Origin of the sequence: Nocardioides sp. QY071, from assembly GCF_029961765.1 — a bacterium.
Taxonomy (GTDB): Bacteria; Actinomycetota; Actinomycetes; order Propionibacteriales; family Nocardioidaceae; genus Nocardioides.
The window spans coordinates 3,045,829-3,068,341 of sequence record NZ_CP124681.1; the positions used below are offsets into that span (position 1 = coordinate 3,045,829).

The 22,513-nt window shown below is 71.5% G+C and carries 21 protein-coding genes; 5 read left to right on the forward strand and 16 right to left on the reverse strand.

Annotated features, from left to right (window positions below; all coding sequences use genetic code 11):
* The 5 genes from QI633_RS14740 to QI633_RS14760 form a co-directional block, all read right to left on the reverse strand.
* Complete coding sequence (locus tag QI633_RS14740; protein WP_141798509.1) at positions 1-1,017, reverse strand: MlaD family protein; 1,017 nt, start codon at positions 1,015-1,017, stop codon at positions 1-3.
* Positions 1,014-2,072: an MlaD family protein gene (locus QI633_RS14745; RefSeq protein ID WP_282426201.1), complete on the reverse strand. Its 1,059-nt coding sequence runs from the start codon at positions 2,070-2,072 to the stop codon at positions 1,014-1,016. The genes QI633_RS14740 and QI633_RS14745 overlap by 4 nt, the downstream gene beginning before the upstream one ends.
* 9 nt (positions 2,073-2,081) lie before the next feature.
* Positions 2,082-2,951 (reverse strand): ABC transporter permease, encoded by an 870-nt coding sequence (locus QI633_RS14750; RefSeq protein WP_260805940.1) that lies wholly within the window; start codon positions 2,949-2,951, stop codon positions 2,082-2,084.
* A complete protein-coding gene (locus tag QI633_RS14755; protein WP_141798507.1) occupies positions 2,951-3,775 on the reverse strand; it encodes an ABC transporter permease in 825 nt (274 codons plus the stop codon). Before QI633_RS14755 ends, QI633_RS14750 begins: the two co-directional genes overlap by 1 nt.
* Before the next feature lie 102 nt (positions 3,776-3,877).
* Positions 3,878-4,834 (reverse strand): DNA-3-methyladenine glycosylase 2 family protein, encoded by a 957-nt coding sequence (locus QI633_RS14760; RefSeq protein ID WP_282426202.1) that lies wholly within the window; start codon positions 4,832-4,834, stop codon positions 3,878-3,880.
* 121 nt (positions 4,835-4,955) lie between these two features.
* On the opposite strand from QI633_RS14760, the gene QI633_RS14765 reads away from it, so the two are divergent.
* From QI633_RS14765 to QI633_RS14775, 3 genes are read left to right on the forward strand one after another with little or no spacing between them, the layout of a single operon-like run.
* Positions 4,956-5,561, forward strand: coding sequence for a TetR/AcrR family transcriptional regulator (locus QI633_RS14765; protein ID WP_282426203.1), 606 nt, complete (start codon positions 4,956-4,958; stop codon positions 5,559-5,561).
* A 14-nt stretch (positions 5,562-5,575) separates the two neighbouring features.
* The gene (locus tag QI633_RS14770) at positions 5,576-7,090 is read left to right on the forward strand and encodes an ATP-dependent DNA ligase (RefSeq protein ID WP_141798505.1); all 1,515 of its coding nucleotides are present in this window, start codon (positions 5,576-5,578) and stop codon (positions 7,088-7,090) included.
* A 47-nt stretch (positions 7,091-7,137) separates the two neighbouring features.
* Positions 7,138-7,824, forward strand: coding sequence for a TetR/AcrR family transcriptional regulator (locus QI633_RS14775; protein WP_282426204.1), 687 nt, complete (start codon positions 7,138-7,140; stop codon positions 7,822-7,824).
* Positions 7,825-7,884: 60 nt separating this feature from the next.
* On the opposite strand, the gene QI633_RS14780 is transcribed toward QI633_RS14775, so the two are convergent.
* Positions 7,885-9,165 carry an acetyl-CoA C-acetyltransferase gene (locus QI633_RS14780; RefSeq protein WP_141798503.1) on the reverse strand — a complete coding sequence of 427 codons (1,281 nt, stop codon included), beginning with the start codon at positions 9,163-9,165 and terminating at the stop codon, positions 7,885-7,887.
* A gap of 96 nt (positions 9,166-9,261) precedes the next feature.
* Here QI633_RS14780 and QI633_RS14785 point away from each other — a divergent pair, with 96 nt between their 5' ends.
* Together QI633_RS14785 and QI633_RS14790 are read left to right on the forward strand one after the other, a co-directional pair.
* On the forward strand, positions 9,262-10,596 hold the full coding sequence (locus tag QI633_RS14785) for a 3-oxoacyl-ACP reductase (protein WP_282426205.1): 1,335 nt from the start codon (positions 9,262-9,264) through the stop codon (positions 10,594-10,596).
* An 11-nt stretch (positions 10,597-10,607) separates the two neighbouring features.
* Positions 10,608-11,453, forward strand: coding sequence for a MaoC/PaaZ C-terminal domain-containing protein (locus tag QI633_RS14790; protein ID WP_260805939.1), 846 nt, complete (start codon positions 10,608-10,610; stop codon positions 11,451-11,453).
* 5 nt (positions 11,454-11,458) lie between these two features.
* Here QI633_RS14790 and QI633_RS14795 read toward each other — a convergent pair whose 3' ends face one another.
* From QI633_RS14795 to QI633_RS14840, 10 genes are all read right to left on the reverse strand, one after another.
* Positions 11,459-13,537 carry an elongation factor G-like protein EF-G2 gene (locus QI633_RS14795; protein WP_282426206.1) on the reverse strand — a complete coding sequence of 693 codons (2,079 nt, stop codon included), beginning with the start codon at positions 13,535-13,537 and terminating at the stop codon, positions 11,459-11,461.
* Positions 13,538-13,590: 53 nt separating this feature from the next.
* On the reverse strand, positions 13,591-14,454 hold the full coding sequence (locus QI633_RS14800) for an acyl-CoA thioesterase II (RefSeq protein ID WP_282426207.1): 864 nt from the start codon (positions 14,452-14,454) through the stop codon (positions 13,591-13,593).
* On the reverse strand, positions 14,451-15,401 hold the full coding sequence (locus QI633_RS14805) for a PAC2 family protein (protein ID WP_282426208.1): 951 nt from the start codon (positions 15,399-15,401) through the stop codon (positions 14,451-14,453). Before QI633_RS14805 ends, QI633_RS14800 begins: the two co-directional genes overlap by 4 nt.
* A 9-nt stretch (positions 15,402-15,410) precedes the next feature.
* Positions 15,411-16,892: an amino acid permease gene (locus tag QI633_RS14810; protein WP_282426209.1), complete on the reverse strand. Its 1,482-nt coding sequence runs from the start codon at positions 16,890-16,892 to the stop codon at positions 15,411-15,413.
* Complete coding sequence (locus tag QI633_RS14815) at positions 16,889-18,154, reverse strand: hypothetical protein (protein ID WP_282426210.1); 1,266 nt, start codon at positions 18,152-18,154, stop codon at positions 16,889-16,891. Before QI633_RS14815 ends, QI633_RS14810 begins: the two co-directional genes overlap by 4 nt.
* Complete coding sequence (dxs, locus tag QI633_RS14820) at positions 18,135-20,054, reverse strand: 1-deoxy-D-xylulose-5-phosphate synthase (protein WP_282426211.1); 1,920 nt, start codon at positions 20,052-20,054, stop codon at positions 18,135-18,137. Before dxs ends, QI633_RS14815 begins: the two co-directional genes overlap by 20 nt.
* 18 nt (positions 20,055-20,072) lie before the next feature.
* Complete coding sequence (locus tag QI633_RS14825) at positions 20,073-21,011, reverse strand: SMP-30/gluconolactonase/LRE family protein (protein WP_282426212.1); 939 nt, start codon at positions 21,009-21,011, stop codon at positions 20,073-20,075.
* A gap of 31 nt (positions 21,012-21,042) precedes the next feature.
* Positions 21,043-21,477, reverse strand: a complete 435-nt coding sequence (locus tag QI633_RS14830) for an NUDIX domain-containing protein (RefSeq protein ID WP_282426213.1) — start codon at positions 21,475-21,477, stop codon at positions 21,043-21,045.
* On the reverse strand, positions 21,474-22,067 hold the full coding sequence (locus QI633_RS14835; RefSeq protein ID WP_282426214.1) for a DUF3105 domain-containing protein: 594 nt from the start codon (positions 22,065-22,067) through the stop codon (positions 21,474-21,476). The genes QI633_RS14830 and QI633_RS14835 overlap by 4 nt, the downstream gene beginning before the upstream one ends.
* A gap of 143 nt (positions 22,068-22,210) precedes the next feature.
* On the reverse strand, positions 22,211-22,510 hold the full coding sequence (locus tag QI633_RS14840) for a thiamine-binding protein (RefSeq protein WP_282426215.1): 300 nt from the start codon (positions 22,508-22,510) through the stop codon (positions 22,211-22,213).
* Positions 22,511-22,513 lie beyond the last annotated feature (3 nt).

The following is a 22,513-nucleotide window of genomic DNA, read 5'->3' on the forward strand; positions in this document are numbered from 1 at the left end:
TCATCGGCACGCCGCCGACCACGGGCCGTTGTTGCCGACCGGGTTGATGCCCGCACCGTTCTCCGTCAGCGCCACGGAGAGCGAGCAGACGTAGACGTTGAGCGCGTTCTCGTACGACGTGGCCCGGCCGAGCGACTCGAAGACCGTCGTGAACGCGGGGATCGCCTGCACCAGGCTCCCCCGGGACCTCTCGAACATGTCCGCGACCGTGACCAGGCGGTCGGTCGTCTTGGTCAGGGGCACCTTGACCTCCTTGAGCAGCGAGCTGGTCGCACCGACGAGCCGGCTGACACCGTCGATCGACGCCCCGATGGACTTGCGGTCCTCGGCCAGCCCGGTCATCAGCTTGCGCAGCTCGACGACGGTCTGGGAGAGCTCGTCCCCCTGGCCGGCGATGTTGTCGAGCACGGGCTTGAGGTTGGTCATCACCTCACCGATCACGGTGTCGCGGTCGGCGAGGAAGTTGCTGAGCTGACCGGTCTGGGCGAGCAGCTGCTCGACCGTGCCGCCCTCGCCCTGGAGCACCTTGACCAGCGAGGACGCGAGCTTGTTGACGTCGCCGGGCTGGAGCACCTTGAACAGCGGCCGGAACCCGTTGAGCAGGCCGGTCAGATCGAAGCCCGGGTCGGTCCGCGCGATCGGCACCGTGGCGCCGTCCTTCAGCGCGGCACCGCGCTGTGCCCCCTGGATCAGCGAGATGTAGCGCTGGCCGAGGAGGTTCTGGTAGCGCATGACCAGCTTGGTCGTGTCGAGCAGCGGCTGGTCCTTGACCAGCTCGACCTTGATCTCGGCACCGTCGGTCGTCGCCTTGATGTCCTTGACCTGGCCGACCCGGACGCCGGCCGCCTTGACGTCGTCACCGACGCGCAGGCCGCTGACGTCGGCGAACTCGGCCTTGAACTCGTGGGTCCCGCCGGGCACGCCGTTCTGCATGGTGTTGACCAGCAGCAGCAGCATCAGCCCGCTCACGATGGCGAACGCGGTGAACTTGATCGCGATCGAGCGCAGCCCGGTCATCGGCCCTCCCCCCAGAGTCGTCCGACACCCGCGGGGTCGGTGCTGCCCGTGCGGTAGACGGGCTGCTGGCCGCTCGTGTAGTAGGGCGGCGGCGAGAGGCGCAGCGTGCCGTCGGTCTTCACGAAGCCGCCGCGGACCGCCTCGGGCAGGTTGGTGCCGAGCAGGATGTTGACCGCCAGCGCGTCGGTGATGCCGGCCTTGCGGTTGTCGTAGACCGCGTCGAGCAGCACCGCCGATCCGTTGATGAAGTCCACCAGGTTCTTCTCGTTCTTGTTCAGGAAGGCACGCGAGGTCTTCGCCAGGTTGGTGCCGCCGCTGATGAGCGCCGTGATCGCTGCCTCCTGGGTGACGATCGTGTGCAGCGTGACCAGGACGTCGTCGGTCGCGTCGAGCAGGTCGGGCGCGATCTGGTTGACGAGCTGGGTCGTGGAGGCGAGCGCCTGCAGGTCCGCCCGGACCTGCGGCATCCGCGGGTTGATCCGGTCGAGGTAGTCGTTCAATGTGCGGACGGTCTGCCCGATCTGGCCGCCGCGACCGTCGAGCGCCTCGGCCGCCGAGCCGATCGCCGAGGCGAGCTCGGCCGGGCCCAGCGCCTTGACCAGGCGGTCGATGTCGTCGAGGGCCTGCTGCAGCTCCAGGGTCTCCTGGGTGCTGTCGGCCTGCACCTTCGCGCCGGCCTTGAGCTCGCCGGCGGGCTTGCCGTGCACGACCAGGTCGACGAACGTCGTACCGAACACCGTGGCGGGCAGGATCCGCGCCACCACGTTGCCGGGCACGACGTCCATGTCCTTCTTCGACATCTCCATGTCGACGGTGACGCCGCCCGAGGCGGCGCGGCTGATCTGGGTGACCTTGCCGACGATGACGCCGTTCATCTTGACGTCGGAGCCGGACCGCAGCGCGCCGCCGGCGTTGGCGACCTCGGCGGTGACGTGCGGCTTCGAGCCGAACGTGCCGTTGCTGCGCAGGGTGATGAAGGCACCGATGACGGCGAGCGCGACGATCGCGATCAGGCCGCGTCGGGCCAGCTGGTTGCGGGAGATCTCTCGAGCCATGTCGTCACCTCACCCGGAGATCCGGAAGCCCGGGTCGCCGCCCCAGAACACCAGGGTGAGGACCATGTCGAGGAGCACGATCGAGACGATGCTGGCCCGGATGCCGGTGCCCGTCGCCTCGCCGACGGCCTGCGGACCGCCGCCGACGCGCATGCCGTACCAGCAGTGGATCAGGGCCACGGTCAGGGCGAAGATCAGGATCTTGATGATCGAGAAGACGATGTCCCTGCCCTGGATGAACGTCGAGAAGTAGTGGTCGTACTGGCCTGGTGACTGCCCGAACAGGATGACGACCGAGGCCTGCGAGGCGACGTAGCTGCCGATCAGGCCGATCAGGTAGAGCGGAAGGATCGCGACCATGCAGGCGATGACCCGGGTGGTGCAGACGTAGCGCACGGCGCTGACCGCCATCACCTCGAGGGCGTCGATCTCCTCGTGGATCTTCATCGAGCCGATCTGGGCGGTGAACCGGCAGCCGACCTGGGCGCCGAGCGCCAGGGCGGCGATGAGCGGCGCCAGCTCACGGGTGTTGACGCTCGCGGAGATGAAGCCGGTGAGCGGCGCCAGGCCGACGATCTCGAGGCCGTTGAAGCCCTCGATGCCGATCGACGTACCGGCGGCGACCGAGAGCAGGATCATCACGCCGACCGTGCCGCCACCGACGAGGAGGGCGCCGCTGCCCCAGGCGATGTCCTTGATCTGGCGCAGCACCTCCTTGGGGTAGAGGGCGATCGTCGCGGGGATCTCGCGGAAGACCTTGCCGGAGAAGCTCACGAAGGAGCCGAGCATCGCGAGCGTGCTCATCACCGAGTCGGCGATGCCGACGAGTGCGTCGGAGAACCGGGCTCCGACGCCCCGACCGAGCTGGACCCCGGACATCAGGCACCTCCGGGGAAGAGCATCACGTAGGCCTGGGTCAGCCCGACGTTGATCACGGCGAGGATGATGACGCTGAGCACGACGGCCTGGTTGACGGCGTCGGCCACGGCCTTCGGTCCGCCGTGGGCGCTGAGTCCCTTGTGGGCGCACACGATGATCGCGACGAAGCCGAACAGCAGGCCCTTGAACTCGGCGAGGATCAGGTCACCCGGTTGGGCGAGCCCGACGAAGGAGTCGAGGTAGGTGCCCGACGAGATCTGGCCGCCGCCCACGACGATCACGAACGCGGTCGTCATGGCGGTCATCGCGACGATGATCGTCAGCAGGACCGAGACCAGCAGGGCCGCGAGGATGCGGGGCGCGACCAGCCGCTGGATCGGCGAGATGCCCATGACCTTGAGGGCGTCGATCTCCTCGCGCACGGTGCGGGCACCGAGGTCGGCGCACACCGCGGACCCGACCGCGCCCGCGATCATCAGCGAGGTCACGAGCGGCGCACCCTGCCGGAGCACGCCGATGCCGTTGACCGCACCGATGAAGGACTGGGCGCCGATCTGGTTGGCCGCGGCGCCGATCTGCACGGACGTGATGACGCCGAACGGGATCGCGACCAGGATGGTCGGCAACAGCGAGACCCGGGTCATGAACCAGCACTGCAGCAGGAACTCGGACCACGAGAACCTGCGGGCGACGATGTCGGAGAACCCCCACTGGATGGACTCCACGGCGAGCTTGACCAGCTCACCGGTGGTGATCACCCCAGCCCTGAACCGACCGGTCATGTTGTCGAGGACGGACCGTCCCCCGGCGACCACGGTGCTCATCAGGGCAACCGCCTCTCGTGCATAAACACCCCTGCCTGTCTCACCGGTGGAACCGGTTCCAGCCAGCCCCCCGTGACTGCCTGTTGCTCGGTGTAACACTTATCACGCAATTTGGTCACGGCTCCTGAGATGTTCACGTGGCGCCATCCGCGGACCGCGCCGGGGGCGGTGCAGCCCGGCGGCCGCCACGAGGAACGGGACGCGGCCCCGGTGCCCCGCCCAGGGGCGCAGGTACCGGGCCAGCTCGGCGTCGTCGAACAGCCGTCCCTCCAACGCCCAACCCACGTCCTTGGCGACGTGGTAGTCGCCGAAGGACACCGCGTCGGGGTCGCCGAGCGCGCGCTGGCGGACCTCGGCGGCCGTCCACACCCCGATCCCGGGCAGTGCGCGCAACCGTGCCTCCGCCTCCTCCCCCGGCAGGCCGGCGGCTCGCTCCAGGGCCTCGGCGTGCCGGGCGGCGGTCACCACCGCCCGGCTGCGCGCAGGGTCGATGTGCAGGCGCAGCCACTCCCAGGACGGGACCCGGCGCAGGGCCGCGGCGTCGGGCTGGACCATCAGCCCGAGCGCGGCACCCGGTCCCGGCGCCGGGGTGCCGTGTCGCCGTACGAGTGCCCGGAACCCGGCGAAGGCCTCCTGGCCGGTGACCTTCTGCTCGATGATCGCGGGCACCAGGGCCTCCAGCACCAGGCCGGTGCGTCCCAGCCGCAGGTGCGGGTGCCGGCGCCGGGCCTCCGCGAGGACGGGGTGGCGCGGCTCGAAGCCGGACCAGTCGTCGGACTCGCCGAGCAGAGCGGGCAGCTGCTCGGTCGCCCAGGTGGCGCCGGGCCCCCACGCGCGCGCCGCGATCGCGCCGCTCGCGTCCTGCTCGGAGACGGTGAGCGTCGCCACGCCGTCGGGCGTGCGGCAGGCGCGCCAGTGCCGGCCGGCGAGCGCCAGCCGATGGGTCGGGTCACCTCCGCCGTGCCGCTGCTGGCGCAGCAGCGCGCCCACCGGGACGGGACGACCGGGGAGCCACACGCGCTCCGCGTCCGGGGCGACCGGTTCGTCCGGGGAGGTCACGGGAGCACTGTAGGTCCATGGCTGGTCGCTGCGCTCCGGGTCGCGAGAGACTAGGCTCTCTCACGCAACGACGAATGTCTTTCGTTCGTCACCGACCTCTTCCTCAGGCTCCGGAGGGCAGTTGAGCATCGACACGACCCGCAGTCGCCGGGCCCGCCTCGACCAGGAGGCGGTGCTCCAGGCGGCGGAGGCGCTCGTCGACCGCGACGGTTACGACGCCCTCACCATGACCTCGCTCGCCGCCGAGCTCGAGGCCCGGGTCTCCTCCCTCTACAACCACGTCGCGAACCTCGAGGACCTGCGCGCGCTGATCCAGGTGCGCGCGATGCGCCTGCTCGGCGACCACGTCCGCGGTGCCGCGATGGGCCACGCCGGCGTCGCCGGGCTGCGCGCCCTCAGCCACGCGCTGCGCGCGTTCGCCCGCACCCACCCGCAGCGGTACGCCGCCCTCACCCGCCCCCCGATCGACCGTGAGGCCTTCTACGCCGCCGCGCTCGACGCGATCGAGGCACTGGCGATCATGGGTCGCTCCGCCGGGTTGCCCGACGAACGGCTCCTGCAGAACGCCATGGCGCTGTTCGCGTGCCTGCACGGCTTCGTGTCGCTGGAGGTCGCCGGCTACTTCGGCGACCTGTCCGGCACCAATGCCGAGCTCGACCTCGACGAGGTCTACGAGCACGTGATCGACGGGGCCGTCACCGCTGCCTCGCTGGACGCCACGCGCTGAGCCCCGGCCGAGCCATGCTGCTTCGCGACCTCGTCGACGTCTCCCGCCAGGTCGCCGCGACGCGCTCGCGCAAGGAGAAGACCCGGCTGATCAGCTCGCTGCTGGTTGCTGCCCCGGCCGGGGAGCGGGCGCTGGTCGCCCGCTACCTCAGCGGGCGGCTCCGGCAGCGTCGTACCGGACTCGGGTGGCGGGGACTGCAGACCCTGCCCTCCCCCGCCGAAGCGTCGTCCCTCGAGGTGAGCGAGGTCGACGCCGCCTTCGAGGCGATGTCGCTGCTCGGCGGGCCCGGCTCGGTCGGGCTGCGCTCGGCCGCGGTCGCGGACCTGTTCGGCCGGGCCACCGCGGCCGAGCAGGAGTGGCTGCGCGCGGTCGCGGTCGGCGAGGTCCGCCAGGGCGCCCTCGAGGCGGTCGTCACCGAGGCCCTCGCAGTCGCCGCCGGCGTGCCCCTGGCCGCGGTACGCAGGGCCGCGATGCTGGCCGGCGGTGCGACGTACGTCGTGGACGAGGCGTTCGCCGGCCCGGCGGCGCTGGGCTCGGTCGGGCTGACCGTCGGCCGGCCCGTGCTGCCGATGCTCGCCTCGTCGGCGCCCGACGTGGCCGCAGCCGTCGCGAAGGCGGGCTCCGGGGTCATCGGCGTCGACGCGAAGCTCGACGGCATCCGGATCCAGGTGCACCGCGACGGCGACGACGTCCTGGTCGCCACCCGCAGCCTCGACGACATCACCCACCGCCTGCCCGAGGTGGTCGCGATCACCCGCGCACTGCCCGCCTCACGGGTGGTGCTCGACGGGGAGGCGCTGTGGCTGGCCGCCGACGGCCGCCCGCGCCCGTTCCAGGAGACCGCCTCACGCACGGCCTCGGCCGCCGCCGCGGAGTCCGTCGTGTCGCCGTACTTCTTCGACGTGCTGCACCTCGACGGCACCGACCTGATCGACCGTCCCGCCCACGAGCGCTGGCAGGTCCTCGAGGACCTCGTCCCCGCCGAGCACCGAGTGCAGCGCTGGATCGGCTCCTCGGTGGACGAGGCAGCGGCCTTCACCGACTCGGTGCTCGCCTCCGGCCACGAGGGTGTCGTCGTGAAGTCCCTCGACGCGCCGTACGACGCCGGTCGCCGCGGGTCCGCCTGGGTCAAGGTGAAGCCGGTCCACACCCTCGACCTCGTCGTCCTCGCCGTCGAGCATGGCTCCGGTCGCCGCCGCGGCTGGCTGTCCAACATCCACCTCGGTGCCCGCGACCCGTCCTCCCCCACCGGTTTCGTGATGCTGGGCAAGACCTTCAAGGGCATGACCGACGAGATGCTCGCCTGGCAGACCGAGCGCTTCCGCTCGCTCGAGGTCGCCGACGACGGGTGGGTCGTCACCGTCCGCCCAGAGCAGGTCGTCGAGATCGCCTTCGACGGGTTGCAGCACTCGACGCGCTATCCGGGCGGGCTGGCGCTGAGGTTCGCGCGGGTCGTGCGGTACCGCGACGACAAGGGCGCCGACGAGGCGGACACGATCGAGACGGTGCGGGGGCTCGCGACGCCCTGACGGGGAGATGTTGCAACACCGAGTTGCACGTCTCGTACACTTCCCCCATGGCGACCAATGCACCAGCCACCGACGGCCGTCGCAAGGCGGCGGCCGCGCGTCGGAAGGCAAGGCAGGCGGAGATCATCGCGGCGACGCGCCAGATCTTCGACTCCAAGGGCGTGCGGGACGTCCAGATCGAGGAGATCGCGAGCGCGGTCGGGATCAACCGGGCGATCGTCTACCGGCACTTCACCGGCAAGGAGGAGCTGTTCGCGCTCACCCTGGTCGGCTACCTCGAGGAGCTGCACGACGCGATGGCGGCGGCCGCGGCGAGCGGGAGTGCTCCGGGCGAGCAGCTCGAGCGGATCGTGGGGGCGTTCGTCGACTACGGCGTGGCGCACCCCGCGTTCGTCGACTGTGCGCAGGCGCTCATGGTGCGTCCCGGCGAGGAGCTCCTCGACGAGATCGCCGAGGGACCGCTCTTCCGGCTCGGGCGCGGCATCACCTCCTGCCTGACCGTCCTGTCCGACACCCTCAGCCAGGGAGTCGAGGCGGGCGCGTTCGAGCTGAGCGACGACCCGGTGCTGCTCGCCAACGCGCTGTACGCCAGCGGGCTCGGGGCCCTGCAGCTGGCCCGGCTGGGCATCCTCGTCAGCGAGGTCGCGCCCGGCATCCCGACGGTCGGGCAGATCTCGGCGGCGCAGGTGCGCTCCTACCTGGTGCGCTCCGCCCTCGCCCTGGTCACCGCCTGAAAAACCACATCGGCGTCGATCGGACGAACCTGGTTCGTCCGATCGACGCCGATGTCCTGCTCAGCGCTCCATGATCGCGACGACGCCCTGGCCGCCGGCCGCGCAGACCGAGATCAGCGCCCGACCGCCGCCGTTGGCCTTCAGCAGCTTGGCCGTGTTGGCCACGATCCGGCCGCCGGTGGCCGCGAACGGGTGGCCCGCGGCGAGCGAGGAGCCCTTGACGTTGAGCTTGGCGCGGTCGATCGAGCCGAGCGGCGCGTCGAGGCCGAGGCGCTCCTTGCAGAACACCGGGCTCTCCCACGCGGCGAGGGTCGAGAGCACCTGCGAGGCGAACGCCTCGTGGATCTCGTAGAAGTCGAAGTCCTGCAGGCTCAGGCCGTTGCGCTCGAGCATCCGCGGCACGGCGTACGCCGGCGCCATCAGGAGCCCCTCGGCACCGTTGACGAAGTCGACGGCGGCGACCTCGGAGTCGACGAAGTAGGCGAGCACCTCGAGGCCGTGGGCCTCGGCCCACTCGTCCGAGCCGAGCAGGACGGCGGACGCGCCGTCGGTCAGCGGGGTCGAGTTGGCGGCGGTCATGGTCGCCGCCTCACCCTTGCCGAAGACCGGCTTGAGCTTGGCGAGCTTCTCCAGCGAGGAGTCGGCGCGCAGGTTGTTGTCGCGCTCGAGGCCGCGGAACGGGGTGATCAGGTCGTCCTGCCAGCCCTCGTCGTACGACGCCGCGAGGTGGTGGTGCGAGGCGACGGCCAGCTCGTCCTGGGCCTCGCGGGCGATCTGCCACTCCAGCGCCGTCAGCGCCTGGTGCTCGCCCATGGAGAGCTTGGTGCGCGGCTCGCCGTTGGACGGCACCGCGAGGCCGATGTCGCCGGGGCGGATGGTCGCCAGGATCGCGAGGCGGTCCTTGGTGGAGCGCGCGTTGTTGAGCTGGATCAGCTTCTTGCGCAGCTTCTCGGAGATCGCGATGGGCGCGTCGGAGGTGGTGTCGACGCCACCGCCGATGCCGGAGTCGATCTGGCCGAGCTTGATCTTGTTGGCGATGTAGTTGATCGCCTGGAGGCCGGTGCCGCAGGCCTGCTGCAGGTCGATGGCCGGGGTCTCGGGGGCGAGGCGGGTGCTGAGCACCGACTCGCGGACCAGGTTGAAGTCGCGGCTGTGCTTGAGGACGGCGCCACCGGCGACCTCACCCAGACGTTCACCCTCCAGCCCGAAGCGCGCCACGAGGCCGTCGAGGGCAGCGGTCAGCATCTCCTGGTTGGAGGCGGTGGCGTAGGCGCCGTTGGAGCGGGCGAACGGAATACGGTTACCGCCCAGTACGGCGGCCCGGCGAACAGTCTCGGTCATGGATCAATCCTCACGCAGCGGGGCCCTCCGGAGAACCGATTGAGGGCGAGATCACGAAATGTGGACTCAGAGTTACACATCTAGTTACATGGTGTCATGACTGACAAGTACCAGGGCTTCGTGAGCTCCCCGATCGGCAAGCTCCTCGTCAAGAACCTCGGACTGCCGAACCCCACCAAGCTGGACCGCTACCAGGCCGGCGACCCGCTGGTCGACGGCACCGTCCTCGTCGGCGGCCGCGGCCGCCTCGCCGAGTCCCTGCCGGGGCTCCTCGACGTGCTCGGCATCGCCTCGGTCGGCGCGCAGACCGAGGGCGAGAAGTACAAGGGCCTGGTCTTCGACGCCACCGGCATCACGAGCGTCGAGCAGCTCGTCGAGCTGCAGGCCTTCTTCACCCCGCTGATGCGCAGCCTCAAGAGCTGCGCCCGCGTCGTCGTCATCGGTACGCCGCCCGCCCTGGTCGAGGGCAGCGAGGAGATCGCGCAGCGCGCCCTCGAGGGCTTCACCCGCAGCCTCGGCAAGGAGATCGGCAAGGGCGGCACCGTCCAGCTGGTCTACGTGGCCGAAGGCTACGAGGACTCGGTCCTGTCGACCCTCGGCTTCCTGCTCAGCCCGAAGTCGGCCTACGTCTCGGGCCAGGTCGTCCGGATCGGCGCCCACGCCGAGTCCCACGGCTCGGCGCTCGCCGACTGGACCCAGCCGCTGGCCGGCAAGGTCGCCTTCGTGACCGGCGCGAGCCGCGGCATCGGTGAGGAGATCGCCCGGGTACTGCACCGCGACGGCGCGAAGATCGTCGGCCTCGACGTCCCGCAGGCCGCCGACGAGCTGGTCAAGGTCATGAACGAGCTCGACGGCGACTGGCTCACCCTCGACATCACCGCCGCCGACGCCCCGCAGCGGATCGCGCACCACCTCAAGGAGAAGCACGGCGGCGTCGACATCGTCGTGCACAACGCGGGCGTGACGATGGACAAGAAGCTCGCCAACCAGACGCCGGAGCGCTTCGGCAAGGTGCTGCAGATCAACCTGGAGGCGCCCGAGCGGATCACCGCCGAGCTGCTCGACCAGAAGGTCGTCAACAGCAACGGCCGGATCATCGGTGTCGCCTCCATCGCCGGCATCGCCGGCAACCTGGGCCAGACCAGCTACGCCGCGTCCAAGGCCGGCGTCATTGGCTTCGTCGACTCGCTGGCCGACAAGCTCGAGGACGGCGTCACGATCAACGCCGTCGCGCCGGGCTTCATCATCACCCAGATGACCGCCGCCGTGCCGTTCGCCACCCGCGAGGTCGGCCAGCGCCTCAACGCGATGGCGCAGGGCGGGCTGCCGGTCGACGTCGCCGAGACCATCGCCTGGTACGCGTCCCCCGCCTCGACCGCCGTCAACGGCAACGTCGTGCGGGTCTGCGGCCAGATGATGCTGGGAGCCTGATCATGGGTGGGATGGCTCTCCCCGTGATGCTGAAGGCCGCGCTGCCCGCGGTCCCCGGTGTGAACCAGCTGCCGGGCATCAAGAAGACCGGCGGCGCGCTGCCGGACCTCACCCTGTCCCGCGACGACGTGCTGGTGGAGCGCTCGGCCGTGGAGCGGTACGCCGCCGTGTGCGGCTTCCCGAACCGCGACGTCGCGCCGGTGCCGTACCTGCACATGCTGGCGTTCCCGCTGCACATGCAGCTGATGACCGACGCCAAGTTCCCGTTCCCGGCCATCGGGTCGGTGCACCTGGAGAACACCATCGTCCAGCACCGTCCGGTGGCGATCGGCGAGACCGTGTCGCTGTCCCTGAAGGCCGACAACCTGCGGGCCAGCACCAAGGGCCGCGCCTGGGACATGAACGTCACCGGCACCGTGGGCGAGGAGGTCGTGTGGGAGTCGGTGTCGACGTACCTGCGCGTCGGCAAGGGAGACAAGGAGAACGGGGACCCCGGGATGTCGCTGAGCTCGATCGCGGCCAAGGGCCCGGTGTGGAGCATCCCGGAGAACATCGGCCGGACGTACGGCGCCGTGTCGGGTGACCGTAACCCGATCCACCTCTACCCGCTGACCGCGAAGGCGCTGGGCTTCCCGCGCCACATCGCACACGGCATGTGGAGCAAGGCCCGCTGCATCGCGGCCCTGGAGAACCGGCTGCCGGACGCGGTCAAGGTCGAGGTGGCGTTCAAGAAGCCGATCTTCCTGCCGGGCAAGGCGCAGTTCGGCGCCGAGGCCAACGCGGCGGGCTACGACTTCACGCTGGTCAACCCGAAGAGCGGTGCGCCCCACCTGCTGGGTCGCACCACCGCCCTCTAGCCGCGTCAGTGGTGCAGGCGCGGCGTCACCTGCCGCGCCTGCTCCTCGGGCATCGGCTCGTAGTGCGCGAAGGCGCGGGTGAAGGTGCCCGCGCCGCGCGTCGAGGCCCGTAGGTCCACCGCGTAGCGGACCAGCTCGCGCTGCGGGACGTGGGCCCGCACCAGGGTCCGGCCGCCGTCGACGTTCTCGTTGCCGAGCAGCCGGGCCCTCCGTGCGCTCAGGTCGCTCATCACCGGCCCGACCAGGTCGTCGGGGACCAGGACATTGACGTCGTCGTACGGCTCCAGCATCGAAACGCCGGACGCCTGCGCCGCCTCGCGCAGGGCCAGTGCGCCCGCGCTCTGGAACGCCATGTCGGACGAGTCGACGCTGTGCGCCTTGCCGTCGGTGAGGGTGACGCGCAGGTCGACGACCGGGTAGCCGTGGCGCAGGCCGCGCTCCATCTGGGCGCGCACGCCCTTCTCGACGCTGGGGATGTAGCTGCGGGGCACCGCGCCACCCACGACCCTGTCGACGAACTCGAAGCCGCTGCCCTCGGGGAGCGGCTCGATCTCGATGTCGCAGATGGCGTACTGGCCGTGACCGCCGGACTGCTTGACGTGCCGGCCGTGGCCCTTCGCCGGACTGGTCACGCACTCGCGCAGCGGGACCAGCAGCTCGCGCTGCTCGACAGCCACGCCGTGCCGGTCCGCCAGTCGTTCGAGCACGACGTCCGCGTGGGACTCCCCCATCACCCACAGCACGAGCTGACCGGTGTCGGCGTTGTTGTCGATGCGCAGGCTCGGGTCCTCCGCGGCCAGCCGGCCGAGCGCCTGCGACAGCTTGTCCTCGTCGGAGCGGGTGGCCGCCTCGATCGCGACGGGGAGCAACGGGTCGGGCATCGACCAGGGCTTGAGCACCAGCGGCTTGTCGACGGCGGAGAGGGTGTCGCCCGTCTCCGCGCGAGACAGCCGGGCGACCGTGGCGAGGTCGCCGGCGAGCACCCGCGCGGCGGGCACCTGCGCGGCACCGAACGGGTGCCCGAGCGCGCCGATCCGCTCGTCCTCGTCGTGGTCCTCGTGCCCGCCCTCGGCGGCGAAGAACGACGAGAAGTGCCCGGACACGTGGACCGCCGTGTCCGGCTCGAGGGTGCCGGAGAAGACCCGGACCAGGCTGATCCGGCCGACGTACGGGTCGCCGGCGGTCTTGACCACCTCGGCGACCAGCGGACCGGTGGGGTCGCAGGAGACCCGGCCGACGGACGCACCCGCGGGGGTGAAGACCTCGGGCGAGGAGTGCTCCAGGGGCGAGGGGAAGCCGTCGACGCACAGGTCGAGCAACTCGCCGAGCCCGACGGCGGTGGTGGCGCAGACCGGGACGACGGGGTGGAGGCTGGCGCGGGCGACGGCGGTCTCCAGGTCGGCGACCAGTACGTCGAGGGCGACCTCCTCGCCGCCGACGTAGCGGTCCATCAGGTCCTCGTCCTCGGACTCCTCGATGATCGCCTCGATCAGCTCGCCACGACGCGGGTCGTCGGTGCCGCCGGAAAGCAGCCCGGTGAGGCCATCGGCCCCCACGAGGTAGACCGGCAGCACCTTGCCGCCGAACGCCTCCCTCGCCTGGGCGACGACCGCATCGACGTCGGCGCGCGGGTGGTCGAGCTTGGTGACCACGACCGCGCGCGGCATGGCGACCTGGTCGCACTCGCGCCACAGGGCGCGGGTGCCCTCGTCGACCTCCTCGTTGGCCGCGACCACGAACAGCGCGCAGTCGGCGGCGCGGAGCCCGGCCCGCAGATCACCGACGAAGTCGGCGTACCCGGGGGTGTCGATCAGGTTCACCTTCACCTTCCGGTGCACCAGCGGCGCCACCGCGAGCGAGATCGAGCGGCCGTGGCTGCGCTCCGCGTCCTCGCTGTCACACACCGTGGTGCCGTCGGCCGTCGTACCCGCCCGGTTGATCGCGCCGGTGTGCAGGAGAAGGGCCTCCACGAGGGAGGTCTTGCCCGAGTGGGAAGGCCCGACCAGGACCACGTTGCGTACCCGGTCGGGCCCGGTTGCCGCGAGGTCGTGCTCGCCCCGCCTCTCTCCGCGCTTGTCCGCCATGGCTTCACGTAACTCCTGTGGCGGCCCGGAGACAACCCCCGGACACGGGAGGGTCAGCGCGTCGGGCGGATCAGCCCCTCCTGGGCGACGGTGGCGACGAGGGTGCCGTCCTGGGTGAAGATCCGGCCCAGGGCGAGGCCCCGGCCACCGCTGGCCGACGGCGACCACTGGTCGTAGAGCCACCACTCGTCGGCCCGGAACGGCCGGTGGAACCAGATCGTGTGGTCGAGGGAGGCCATCTGCACCTTGTGCGGCCCGTGCTCCGGGTGGGCGGCGAGGGTCGCGCCGAGCAGCGACACGTCGCTGGCGTAGGTGAACGTCGCGAGGTGCTCCATCGGGTCGTCGCTCAGTCGCCCGTCGACCCGGATCCAGACCTGGGTCTTCGACGGGTGCATCGGGTCGGGGTCCATGCCGTGGGCGGAGTTGCCAAGCCAGCGCACGTCGAGCGCTGCCCACTCCTTGCTCAGCCCGTCGTCCGTGCCACGCTCGGCCATCAGCGCCATCAGGTCCAGGCCGTCCTCGGGCGGCCTGACCTCGGGCATGACGTCCTGGTGCTCGAGGCCCTCCTCGGCACGCTGGAAGTTGAGCGACTGGTAGTAGATCGGGCGGCCGTGCTGGCGCGCGAGGACCCGGCGGGTCGCGAACGACTTGCCGTCGCGGATCCGCTCGACGTCGTAGATGATCGGCACCTTGTAGTCGCCGGGCAGCAGGAAGTAGGAGTGCAGCGAGTGCACCTTCATGCCCTCGTCGACCGTCCGGGACGCGGCGATCAGCGCCTGCGCGGCGACCTGGCCGCCGTACACCCGCTGCCGGATGGTCTCGGGCTGCTGGCCGCGGAACAGGTCGGTGTCGAGCCGCTCGAGGTCGAGCAGCTCGACCAGCCTGCGCGTGGCCTCCCCCATGACACGCTCGCTCATGGCGTTCCTCCGGTCTCGTCAGGCCCCTCGAGGCCGGCCAGGAACTGCTCGAACTGCCGGCCGATCTCCTCGCCGGTCGGCAGCGGCTCGTCCTCGGCCAGGAGGCTGCTGCCCTCCTCCTCGGCGCGCGCGAAGGTGTCGTACTGCTGCTCCAGCGCGGTGACCACGTCGGCGACCTCGTCGTTGGCCGACAGGTAGCGACCGATCTCCTCCTCCCGCTCATCGGCGGACTCCCGCAGCTCGGAGAGGTCGACGGTGAGCCGGGCCGCCAGCTCGACCTGCTCCAGCAGCGACACCGAGGCCCGCGGGTAGTCGAGCTGGGCGAGGTAGTGGGGCACGTGGGCGACGAAGCCCTGGGCGTCGTGGTCCCAGTCGCCGAGCCGGACCTCGAGCAGTGCCTGGGCACTGCTCGGCACCCGCAGCTCACCGCGCCACGGGCTGGAGCCGGTGAGCAGGTCGGGGTTGTTGGCGTGGTGGGTGATCGCGATCGGCCGGGTGTGGGGCACCGCCATGGGCACCGAGCCCATCGAGACGACCAGCGCGACGTCGAAGCGCTCGACCACCTCCCGAACACCGCGGCAGAACGCCTCCCAGCGGATGTCGGGCTCGGGACCGTGCAGCAGGAGGTAGGGCGTACCGCCGGCGTCGCGCAGCATCCGCACCACCAGCCGCGGGGCCTCGTAGCCCTCGTAGTGGTCGCGCGCGAAGGTCATCGGGGGACGCCGGGCGCGGTAGTCGTGGAGCTGGTCGACGTCGAAGGTCGCGACCACCACTCCCCCGCCGTCGGTCGAGAACGCGCCGGCCCGGACCAGGTGGCGTGCGGCGAGCGCGCCGGCGTTGCCGGCGTCGAGGAAGCCCTCGAGCGCCACCACGAGCGCGAGGTTCTCGACGCCCTCCAGCTCGGGCACCTCGTCGACGATGTGGACGAGACGGGGCGATGAGGTCACCCGGAGAGCCTATTCGGTCGGCGGTCGCTGCTGCAGCCGGCTGTGGCTGCGGCCGTAGGCGAAGTAGACGACGAACCCGATCAGCATCCACACGCCGAACCGGATCCAGGTGTCCCCGGTCAGGTTGAGCATCAGGTAGAAGCACATCAGCGTCGAGACCGCCGCGACGACGGGGGCGGCCGGCGTACGGAAGCCGCGGGGCAGGTCGGGTCGGCTGCGACGCAGCACGACGACGCCGATGCTGACCAGCATGAACGCGAACAGGGTGCCGATGTTGACCAGGTGGGCGAGCGTGCTGAGGTCGATGAAGCCGGCCATGGCGGCCACCGCGACGCCGGTCAGGATGGTGATCCGGTACGGCGTCCCCCAGGTCGGGTGCACCTTGGCGAGCCCGCGCGGGAGCAGTCCGTCGCGCGCCATCGCGAAGCCGACCCGGGACTGGCCGAGCATCAGGATCATGGCCACGACGACCAGGCCGATGCAGGCGCCGATCGAGATCAGGTCGGGCATCCAGTCGACGCCGGAGGCTTTGAAGGCGTCGGCGAGCGGCGCCGCGCTGTCGGGGTCGATGTCCTTGTAGCTGCGCAGGCCGGTGACGACGAGGCTGACCGCGGCGTACAGGACGGTGACGATCGCCAGCGAGCCGAGGATGCCGATCGGGACGTCGCGCTGCGGGTTCTTCGTCTCCTCTGCGGTGGTGGCGACGATGTCGAAGCCGATGAAGGCGAAGAACACGATCGCGGCGCCGGAGATGACGCCGGCGAGGCCGAACACCGCCGGCTCGAGGCCGAGCAGGCTGGTGATCAGGGGTACGTCGGCGAAGCCGCCGCTGGACTCGGGTGCGGGCTGCGCGTCCGGGATGAACGGGGTCCAGTTGCTGACGTCGATGTGGGCGATGCCGACCACGATCACGGCGGCGACCACGACCAGCTTGAGCGCGACGACGACCTGGTTGAAGCGGCTGGAGAACTTGGTGCCGCGGATCAGCAGGAATGTGACGAGCAGCGCGATCACCACGGCGGGCAGGTCGATGAGGCCGTCGGCGGCGGAGCTGATCTGGGTCGGCAGGGTGACGTCGGCGATGCCCAGCACCTCCTGGAGGTACGCCGAGAACCCGGTCGAGAGCGCCGCGGCGCCGACGGTGAACTCCAGCACCAGGTCCCAGCCGATGATCCACGCGACGAGCTCGCCGAGCGTGGCGTAGCTGAAGGTGTAGGCGCTGCCCGCGACCGGCACGGTCGAGGCGAGCTCGGCGTAGCAGAGCGCCGCGAGGCCGCAGGCGACGGCGGCGATCACGAAGCTCAGCGCGAGCGCCGGACCCGCGTTGCTGGCGGCGACGGTGCCGGTGAGCACGAAGATGCCGGCACCGATGATGACGCCGACGCCGAAGACGGTGAGGTCGAGCGCCGAGAGGTCCTTGCGCAGCCGGTGGTCCGGCTCGTCGGTGTCGGCGATCGACTGCTCGACCGACTTGGTGCGGAAGAGGCTCATGGGCCCTCCTGTCCCGAGTAGGTGCGTTCCATCAGTCCTACACCCCGCTGGGCCAGCTGTGCGGGAGTGACACCGAGGACCTCGGGCAGTACCTGCGCTTGGTCGGCGCCGTCGGCGAGCCGGTCGAGGAGCAGCAACAGCACCGGCCGGCCGTAGACGCTGGCGACGTACTCGCAGACCCACCAGGACACGGCGTACCAGGCCTCGGCGTCGGGGCCGCCGAACTGGGCCGCGCCGGGGAGGTCCGTGACGGTCGCGGCGAGGTCGAGCGCCCGGGCCGGGAGCCGGCGGCGGGTCGGCGCCATCGGCTGCACCGAGACGTACTCGGCGACGCCCTCGCTCAGCCACAGCGGGGCCCCGTGGCCGCGGGAGCCGAGGGTGGCGTGGGTGAGCTCGTGGCGGACCAGCCGGCCGAGCACGCCGACCGGCTGCTCGAGGACCCGTGGGTTGAGGAAGATCCGGTACGACGCGACACCCTGGCTCGCGTCCATCCCGTCGACGGGCACCGCGATCGTGAGGCCGTCGGCGCGGTCGGGGTCGCCCACCGTCTGGTCGGCCAGGCCGCGCAGGAAGGCCGGGTCGCGCAGCGAGTAGACGACCACGCCCGTCGGGGCGGTCGCGCTGGTGGAGCCGATCACGCTGCGCACGTCGGAGCGCCCGCTGCCGGCCGCGTCGAGCACCTTGCCGGCGTTGCGCACCGTCGTGTCGTCGAAGATGCCGAGGACGCCGACCGCCTCCCGGACCTGGATCGGGCCGAGGTCCCACGGCTGGAGGTTGCCCGGGTGCGCGGTCTCCCACGAGTAGTCGGTGGTCGAGGTGATGACCAACCGGCTCTTGTCGGGCGAGGGCGTGAACAGGAACCGGTCGCGGGTGCGGGTGGGCGTGGCGTCGTACCCGTCGAGGCCGAGGCTGAGCACCACCTCGACCCAGTAGTCCTCGCTGCCCTCGACCGGCGTGATCGTGTCGGCGGCGACCTCGTAGTGGAGCTCCCCGACGGGCAGCTGGGCGAGGTTGTCGAAGTAGGCCTGCTGCTCCTCGACCAGCCCGGCGTCCCCGCGGTCGAGCGCCTTGCGGAACCGGGCCACGTCGTGGGTGCGCAGCCCGCGAGCCCGCTTGTTCAGCGTCTTCTGCATCAGGGTCGCGACGTCGTCGTATCCGGAGCCGGAGTACGTCGGCGGCGGCGGGTCGTCGGAGCAGGCGGTGAGCGGCAGCAGGAGCAGGGCCAGGGCCGGGAGGAATCCCCTAGCGCGAGCCGTCGACATCGAGGAGCGCCCGTCCTTCCGGGGCGGGGTCCGCGCTGTCCCGAGCGATGTCGTGGAGGACCTCGAGCGCGATCGCCGAGGGGGTGAGCCCGATCCGCTCGAGGATCGCGGCCCGCTTGGCGTGGTCGAGGAAGTCCTGCGGGATGCCGTGGATGCGCACCGGGGTGCGCACGTCGGCGGCCGCGAGGGTCTGCAACAGCACCGCGCCCACACCGCCCACGACTCCGTTGTCCTCGAGGGTGACGACGCGGGCGTAGGTGCGGGCGAGCTCCACCAGGGCGGGGTCGACCGGCTTGACCCAGCGCGGGTCGACGACGGTGACGCCGATGCCCTGGTCGACCAGGCGCTGCGCGACATCGACGGCGACCGGCGCCATCGAGCCCACGGAGACGATGAGCACGTCGCGGGCGCCGTTGCGGACGAGTACGTCGCAACCGCCCTCGGTGCCGATGGCCGGCACGTCCTCGGGGGGCGGGCCCTTCGGGAAGCGGACCACGGTGGGGGCGTCGGCGACCTCGACCGCCTCGTCGAGAAGCTCGCGCATCCGGGTCACGTCACGGGGCGCGGCCAGGCGCAGGCCCGGCACGACCTGCAGGATGGACATGTCCCACATGCCGTTGTGGCTGGCGCCGTCGTCACCGGTGACGCCGGAGCGGTCGAGCACGAAGGTGACCCCGCACCTGTGCAGCGCGACGTCCATCAGGACCTGGTCGAAGGCCCGGTTGAGGAAGGTCGCGTAGACCGCGAAGACGGGGTGCATGCCGCCCATCGCGAGGCCGGCCGCGGAGGTCGCGGCGTGCTGCTCGGCGATGCCGACGTCGAAGGTGCGCTCGGGGAACCGGGCCTGGAACTTGTCGAGGCCGACCGGGTGCATCATCGCCGCGGTGATCGCGACGACGTCGGGGCGGCGCTCGCCGATCGCGACGACGTGGTCGGCGAAGTGGTCGGTCCAGATCGGGCCCTTGGGCTTCTCGGCGCCGGTCTGCACGTCGAACGGCCCGGGCGCGTGGAACTGGTCGGCCTCGTGCCGCTCGGCAGGGTCGTAGCCGAACCCCTTGCGGGTGATCGCGTGCACGATGACCGGGCCGCCGAAGCGCTTGGCCTGGGCGAGTGCCTGCTCCATGGCCGAGCGGTCGTGGCCGTCGACCGGGCCGACGTACTTGAGCCCGAGGTCCTCGAAGAGCCCCTGCGGCGCGAGCGCGTCCTTGATGCCCTTCTTCATGGCGTGCAGGGCGTCGTAGGCCGCCGCGCCGACGCCGGGCACCGCGTTGAGGCGACGCTTGACGACGTCGAGGACGTGCTCGTAGCGCGGGTTGGTGCGCAGGCTGGTGAGCGCCGTCGCGAGACCGCCGATGGTCGGCGTGTAGGAGCGGCCGTTGTCGTTGACCACGATCACGAGCTTGGAGTCGTGCTGGATCGCGATGTTGTTGAGCGCCTCCCAGGCCATGCCGCCGGTGAGCGCGCCGTCGCCGATGACGGCCACGGTGTGCCGGTCCTCGCCACGGATGCGGAACGCCTTGGCGATGCCGTCGGCGTAGCTCAGCGCCGTGGAGGCGTGGGAGTTCTCGACCAGGTCGTGCTCGGACTCGGCCCGGCTCGGGTAGCCGCTCAGCCCGCCCTCGCGCCGCAGCGTGCCGAAGTCGCCGGCACGGCCGGTGACGAGCTTGTGGACGTAGGACTGGTGGCCGGTGTCGAAGACGATCTTGTCGCGCGGGGAGTCGAAGACCCGGTGGATCGCGAGGGTCAGCTCGACGACGCCGAGGTTGGGCCCGAGGTGGCCGGTGTTGGTGGCGACGGTGCGGATGAGCAGGTCACGGATCTCGGCCGCCAGCTGGGTGAGCTCGTCCTCGGACAGGGCCCGCAGGTCACGCGGGGTGGTGATGGTCTCGAGGACAGACATGAGGGCCAGTCTACGGGGCTAGAGGTCGGTGAACGCGATCGCGGGCTCGTGCAGGCTGCCCAGCCAGACCCGGCCGCGGTGCTCCCGCACGCCGGTCACCATGTGGTACGCCGCGCCGTGCTCGCCCGGCGCGAGGTCGAGGTCGTGCACGAGGGTGCCCTGCTCGTCGTACGCGACGACGCGGACGGTCTGCTTCGGCTTCGGTTGGAACTCCTCCGGCAGCCTCGTGGCCAGCTTGCGCAGCACCATCGGGCCGCGCTGCAGCCGCTCGACGAGCGGGTCGGTGGGGCTGGCGATGGTGATCCAGATCAGCCCGTCGGTGCCGCGGGAGATGTTGTCGGGGTAGCCGGGCAGGTCGGCGGCGAGGAGGTCGCGGCTGCCCTGCTTGTCGCCGGTGACCCAATGGCGTACGACGGTGCGGGCACCGGTCTCGGCGACGCAGACGAAGTCGCCGGCGGCCGAGAGCGCGACGCCGTTGGCGAACGCGAGCCCGTCGAGGACGACCGCGACGGTGCCATCGGGGTCGCGGCGCAGCAGTCGCCCGGTGCGGGTGTTGCGCACGAAGTCGTCCTTCCAGCGGGCGATCCCGAACTCGGTCGAGGAGTCCGACCACCAGATCGTGCCGTCCTCGGCGATCGCCGCGTTGTTGCAGAAGACCATCGGCCGGCCGGCGACGTCCGCGGTGATCAGCTCGACGGCGCCGCTCGCCGGGTCGGCCCAGAGCAGACCGCGCTGCGCGTCGCACACGAGCAGCCGGCCGTCCGGCGCGAACTCGATGCCGAGGGGGCGCCCGCCGGTGTGGGCGACCCGATCGACCTTCGTGCCGTCGGGGCTGACCCGGAAGATCGCGCCGTCCTCGGTGCCGGTGAACACACAGCCCAGGTCGGGCCCGGACGTCGCCACGACGACGTCCTCCGCGCCGTGGCCGGGAACGGGGATCACGGTGAGGGAGGTCACGGATCCGACCTTAGCCTCGATCCACCGATGCTCAGCCCCCGTGGTCGGTGAGCTCGCGGTAGCGCTCGGAGGCGAGGAAGGCAGGCAGGATCTCCTGCGCCGCGCGGCTCAGCGGGCGCCCGGCCAGGGCCGCCGGGTCGACGAACACGATCTGGCGCCCCTCCCCGACGACGACGTCGGCATCGGTGGCCCGGGTCGGGGCGGCGTAGAGGCCGACCACGTCGTCGGCGCCGTTGGCCTGGTGGGAGACGGCGAACTCCCGCCACAGGGGCAGCTCCTCGGCGGCCAGGCCGGTCTCCTCGGCCAGCTCGCGGTGGGCGGCGGCGTCCGGGTCCTCACCCGGCTCGACGTGGCCGCCCACGAAGCCCCAGCAGTCCGGATCGAGCCGCGGGTGCTCGTCGCGCTCCTGCAGCAGCAGCCAGCCGCGCGGGTCGACCAGCAGCACGGCCGCGAACCGCTGGCTCACGCGGCGATTCCGCCCGACGGCAGGTCGGCCGGGTCGACGCCGCCGTGGCAGGACGCGAAGGGCTCGGGTGCGGTGTCGCCCGCGCCGAACTCCGCGACGAACAGCCCGATCCGCGGGTCGTCCGGCCCGGTCAGCGCGAGCTGGCGACCCCAGACCGTGATCACGACCGGTGCCTCCTGGTCGTCGTACGGCGACAGGATGCCGTTGTCCGGCAGCTGCTCGGCGAGCTGCTCGATGCCGGCGGCGTCGACGTCGTCGGTGCGGTAGGTCAGCCACACCGTGCCGTGCTCGAGGTCGTGGACTGCGTTCGCCTCGGGCACCGGCTCGTCGTAGACACCACACTCGAGCCAGTACTGCGCGTGGTCGCCGCCCGCCGGCGGGGACTGCGGGTAGTCGATCTCCTGGCCGGGCGCGAGGTGCTGGTTGGTCAGCCCGGCGTACTCCTGCACGGCGTCCAGGTTGCTCGTGTCGACCTGCGCGGAGGTGTCGTCGTCGCCGGCGTCCGTCCCGGAGTCGTCGTCCTTCGACAGCACGACCGGGACCAGCACCGCGGCCGCGACCACCAGGACCGCGGCGAGCGCGGCGAGCACGATCGGCAGCGGCGAGCGCCTGCGCGGGGGCAGCGGGGGCGCGAAGCCGGCTGGCGGCCCGTACGGCGGGGGTGGGCCCGGCGGGGGTGGGCCCGGCGGCGGGGGCGGAGGAGGAGGGGGCGGCGGCGGGAACGGCGGCTGGCTCACTGCTCGAGCGCCCGCTCCACCCGCTCCACCTTCGCGGTGAGCTCACCGGTGAAGCCCGGCCGGATGTCGGCCTTGAGCACCAGCCCGACCCGCGGCGAGGTCGCGGCGACGACGTCGACCGCCTGCTTGACGACGGCCATCACCTCGTCCCACTCCCCCTCGATCGTCGTGAACATCGACGTCGTCTCGTTGGGCAGACCCGACTCGCGGACCACCCGGACCGCGGCGGCCACGGCCTCGGACACGCCACCGGTGTCGTCGGAGCTGGACGGGCTGATGCTGAACGCGACGAGCATGCG

Bases quoted from the DNA above. Each gene is read 5' to 3' on its own strand.
- QI633_RS14785 (WP_282426205.1), top strand. From the start codon at position 9,262: ATGACTGACAAGTACCAGGGCTTCGTGAGCTCCCCGATCGGCAAGCTC.
- QI633_RS14740 (WP_141798509.1), bottom strand. From the start codon at position 1,017: ATGACCGGGCTGCGCTCGATCGCGATCAAGTTCACCGCGTTCGCCATC.
- QI633_RS14780 (WP_141798503.1), bottom strand. From the start codon at position 9,165: ATGACCGAGACTGTTCGCCGGGCCGCCGTACTGGGCGGTAACCGTATT.
- QI633_RS14815 (WP_282426210.1), bottom strand. From the start codon at position 18,154: ATGTCGACGGCTCGCGCTAGGGGATTCCTCCCGGCCCTGGCCCTGCTC.
- QI633_RS14745 (WP_282426201.1), bottom strand. From the start codon at position 2,072: ATGGCTCGAGAGATCTCCCGCAACCAGCTGGCCCGACGCGGCCTGATC.
- QI633_RS14775 (WP_282426204.1), top strand. From the start codon at position 7,138: ATGGCGACCAATGCACCAGCCACCGACGGCCGTCGCAAGGCGGCGGCC.
- QI633_RS14770 (WP_141798505.1), top strand. From the start codon at position 5,576: ATGCTGCTTCGCGACCTCGTCGACGTCTCCCGCCAGGTCGCCGCGACG.
- QI633_RS14810 (WP_282426209.1), bottom strand. From the start codon at position 16,892: ATGAGCCTCTTCCGCACCAAGTCGGTCGAGCAGTCGATCGCCGACACC.
- QI633_RS14790 (WP_260805939.1), top strand. From the start codon at position 10,608: ATGGCTCTCCCCGTGATGCTGAAGGCCGCGCTGCCCGCGGTCCCCGGT.
- QI633_RS14840 (WP_282426215.1), bottom strand. From the start codon at position 22,510: ATGCTCGTCGCGTTCAGCATCAGCCCGTCCAGCTCCGACGACACCGGT.
- QI633_RS14800 (WP_282426207.1), bottom strand. From the start codon at position 14,454: ATGAGCGAGCGTGTCATGGGGGAGGCCACGCGCAGGCTGGTCGAGCTG.
- QI633_RS14795 (WP_282426206.1), bottom strand. From the start codon at position 13,537: ATGGCGGACAAGCGCGGAGAGAGGCGGGGCGAGCACGACCTCGCGGCA.
- QI633_RS14755 (WP_141798507.1), bottom strand. From the start codon at position 3,775: ATGAGCACCGTGGTCGCCGGGGGACGGTCCGTCCTCGACAACATGACC.
- dxs (WP_282426211.1), bottom strand. From the start codon at position 20,054: ATGTCTGTCCTCGAGACCATCACCACCCCGCGTGACCTGCGGGCCCTG.
- QI633_RS14750 (WP_260805940.1), bottom strand. From the start codon at position 2,951: ATGTCCGGGGTCCAGCTCGGTCGGGGCGTCGGAGCCCGGTTCTCCGAC.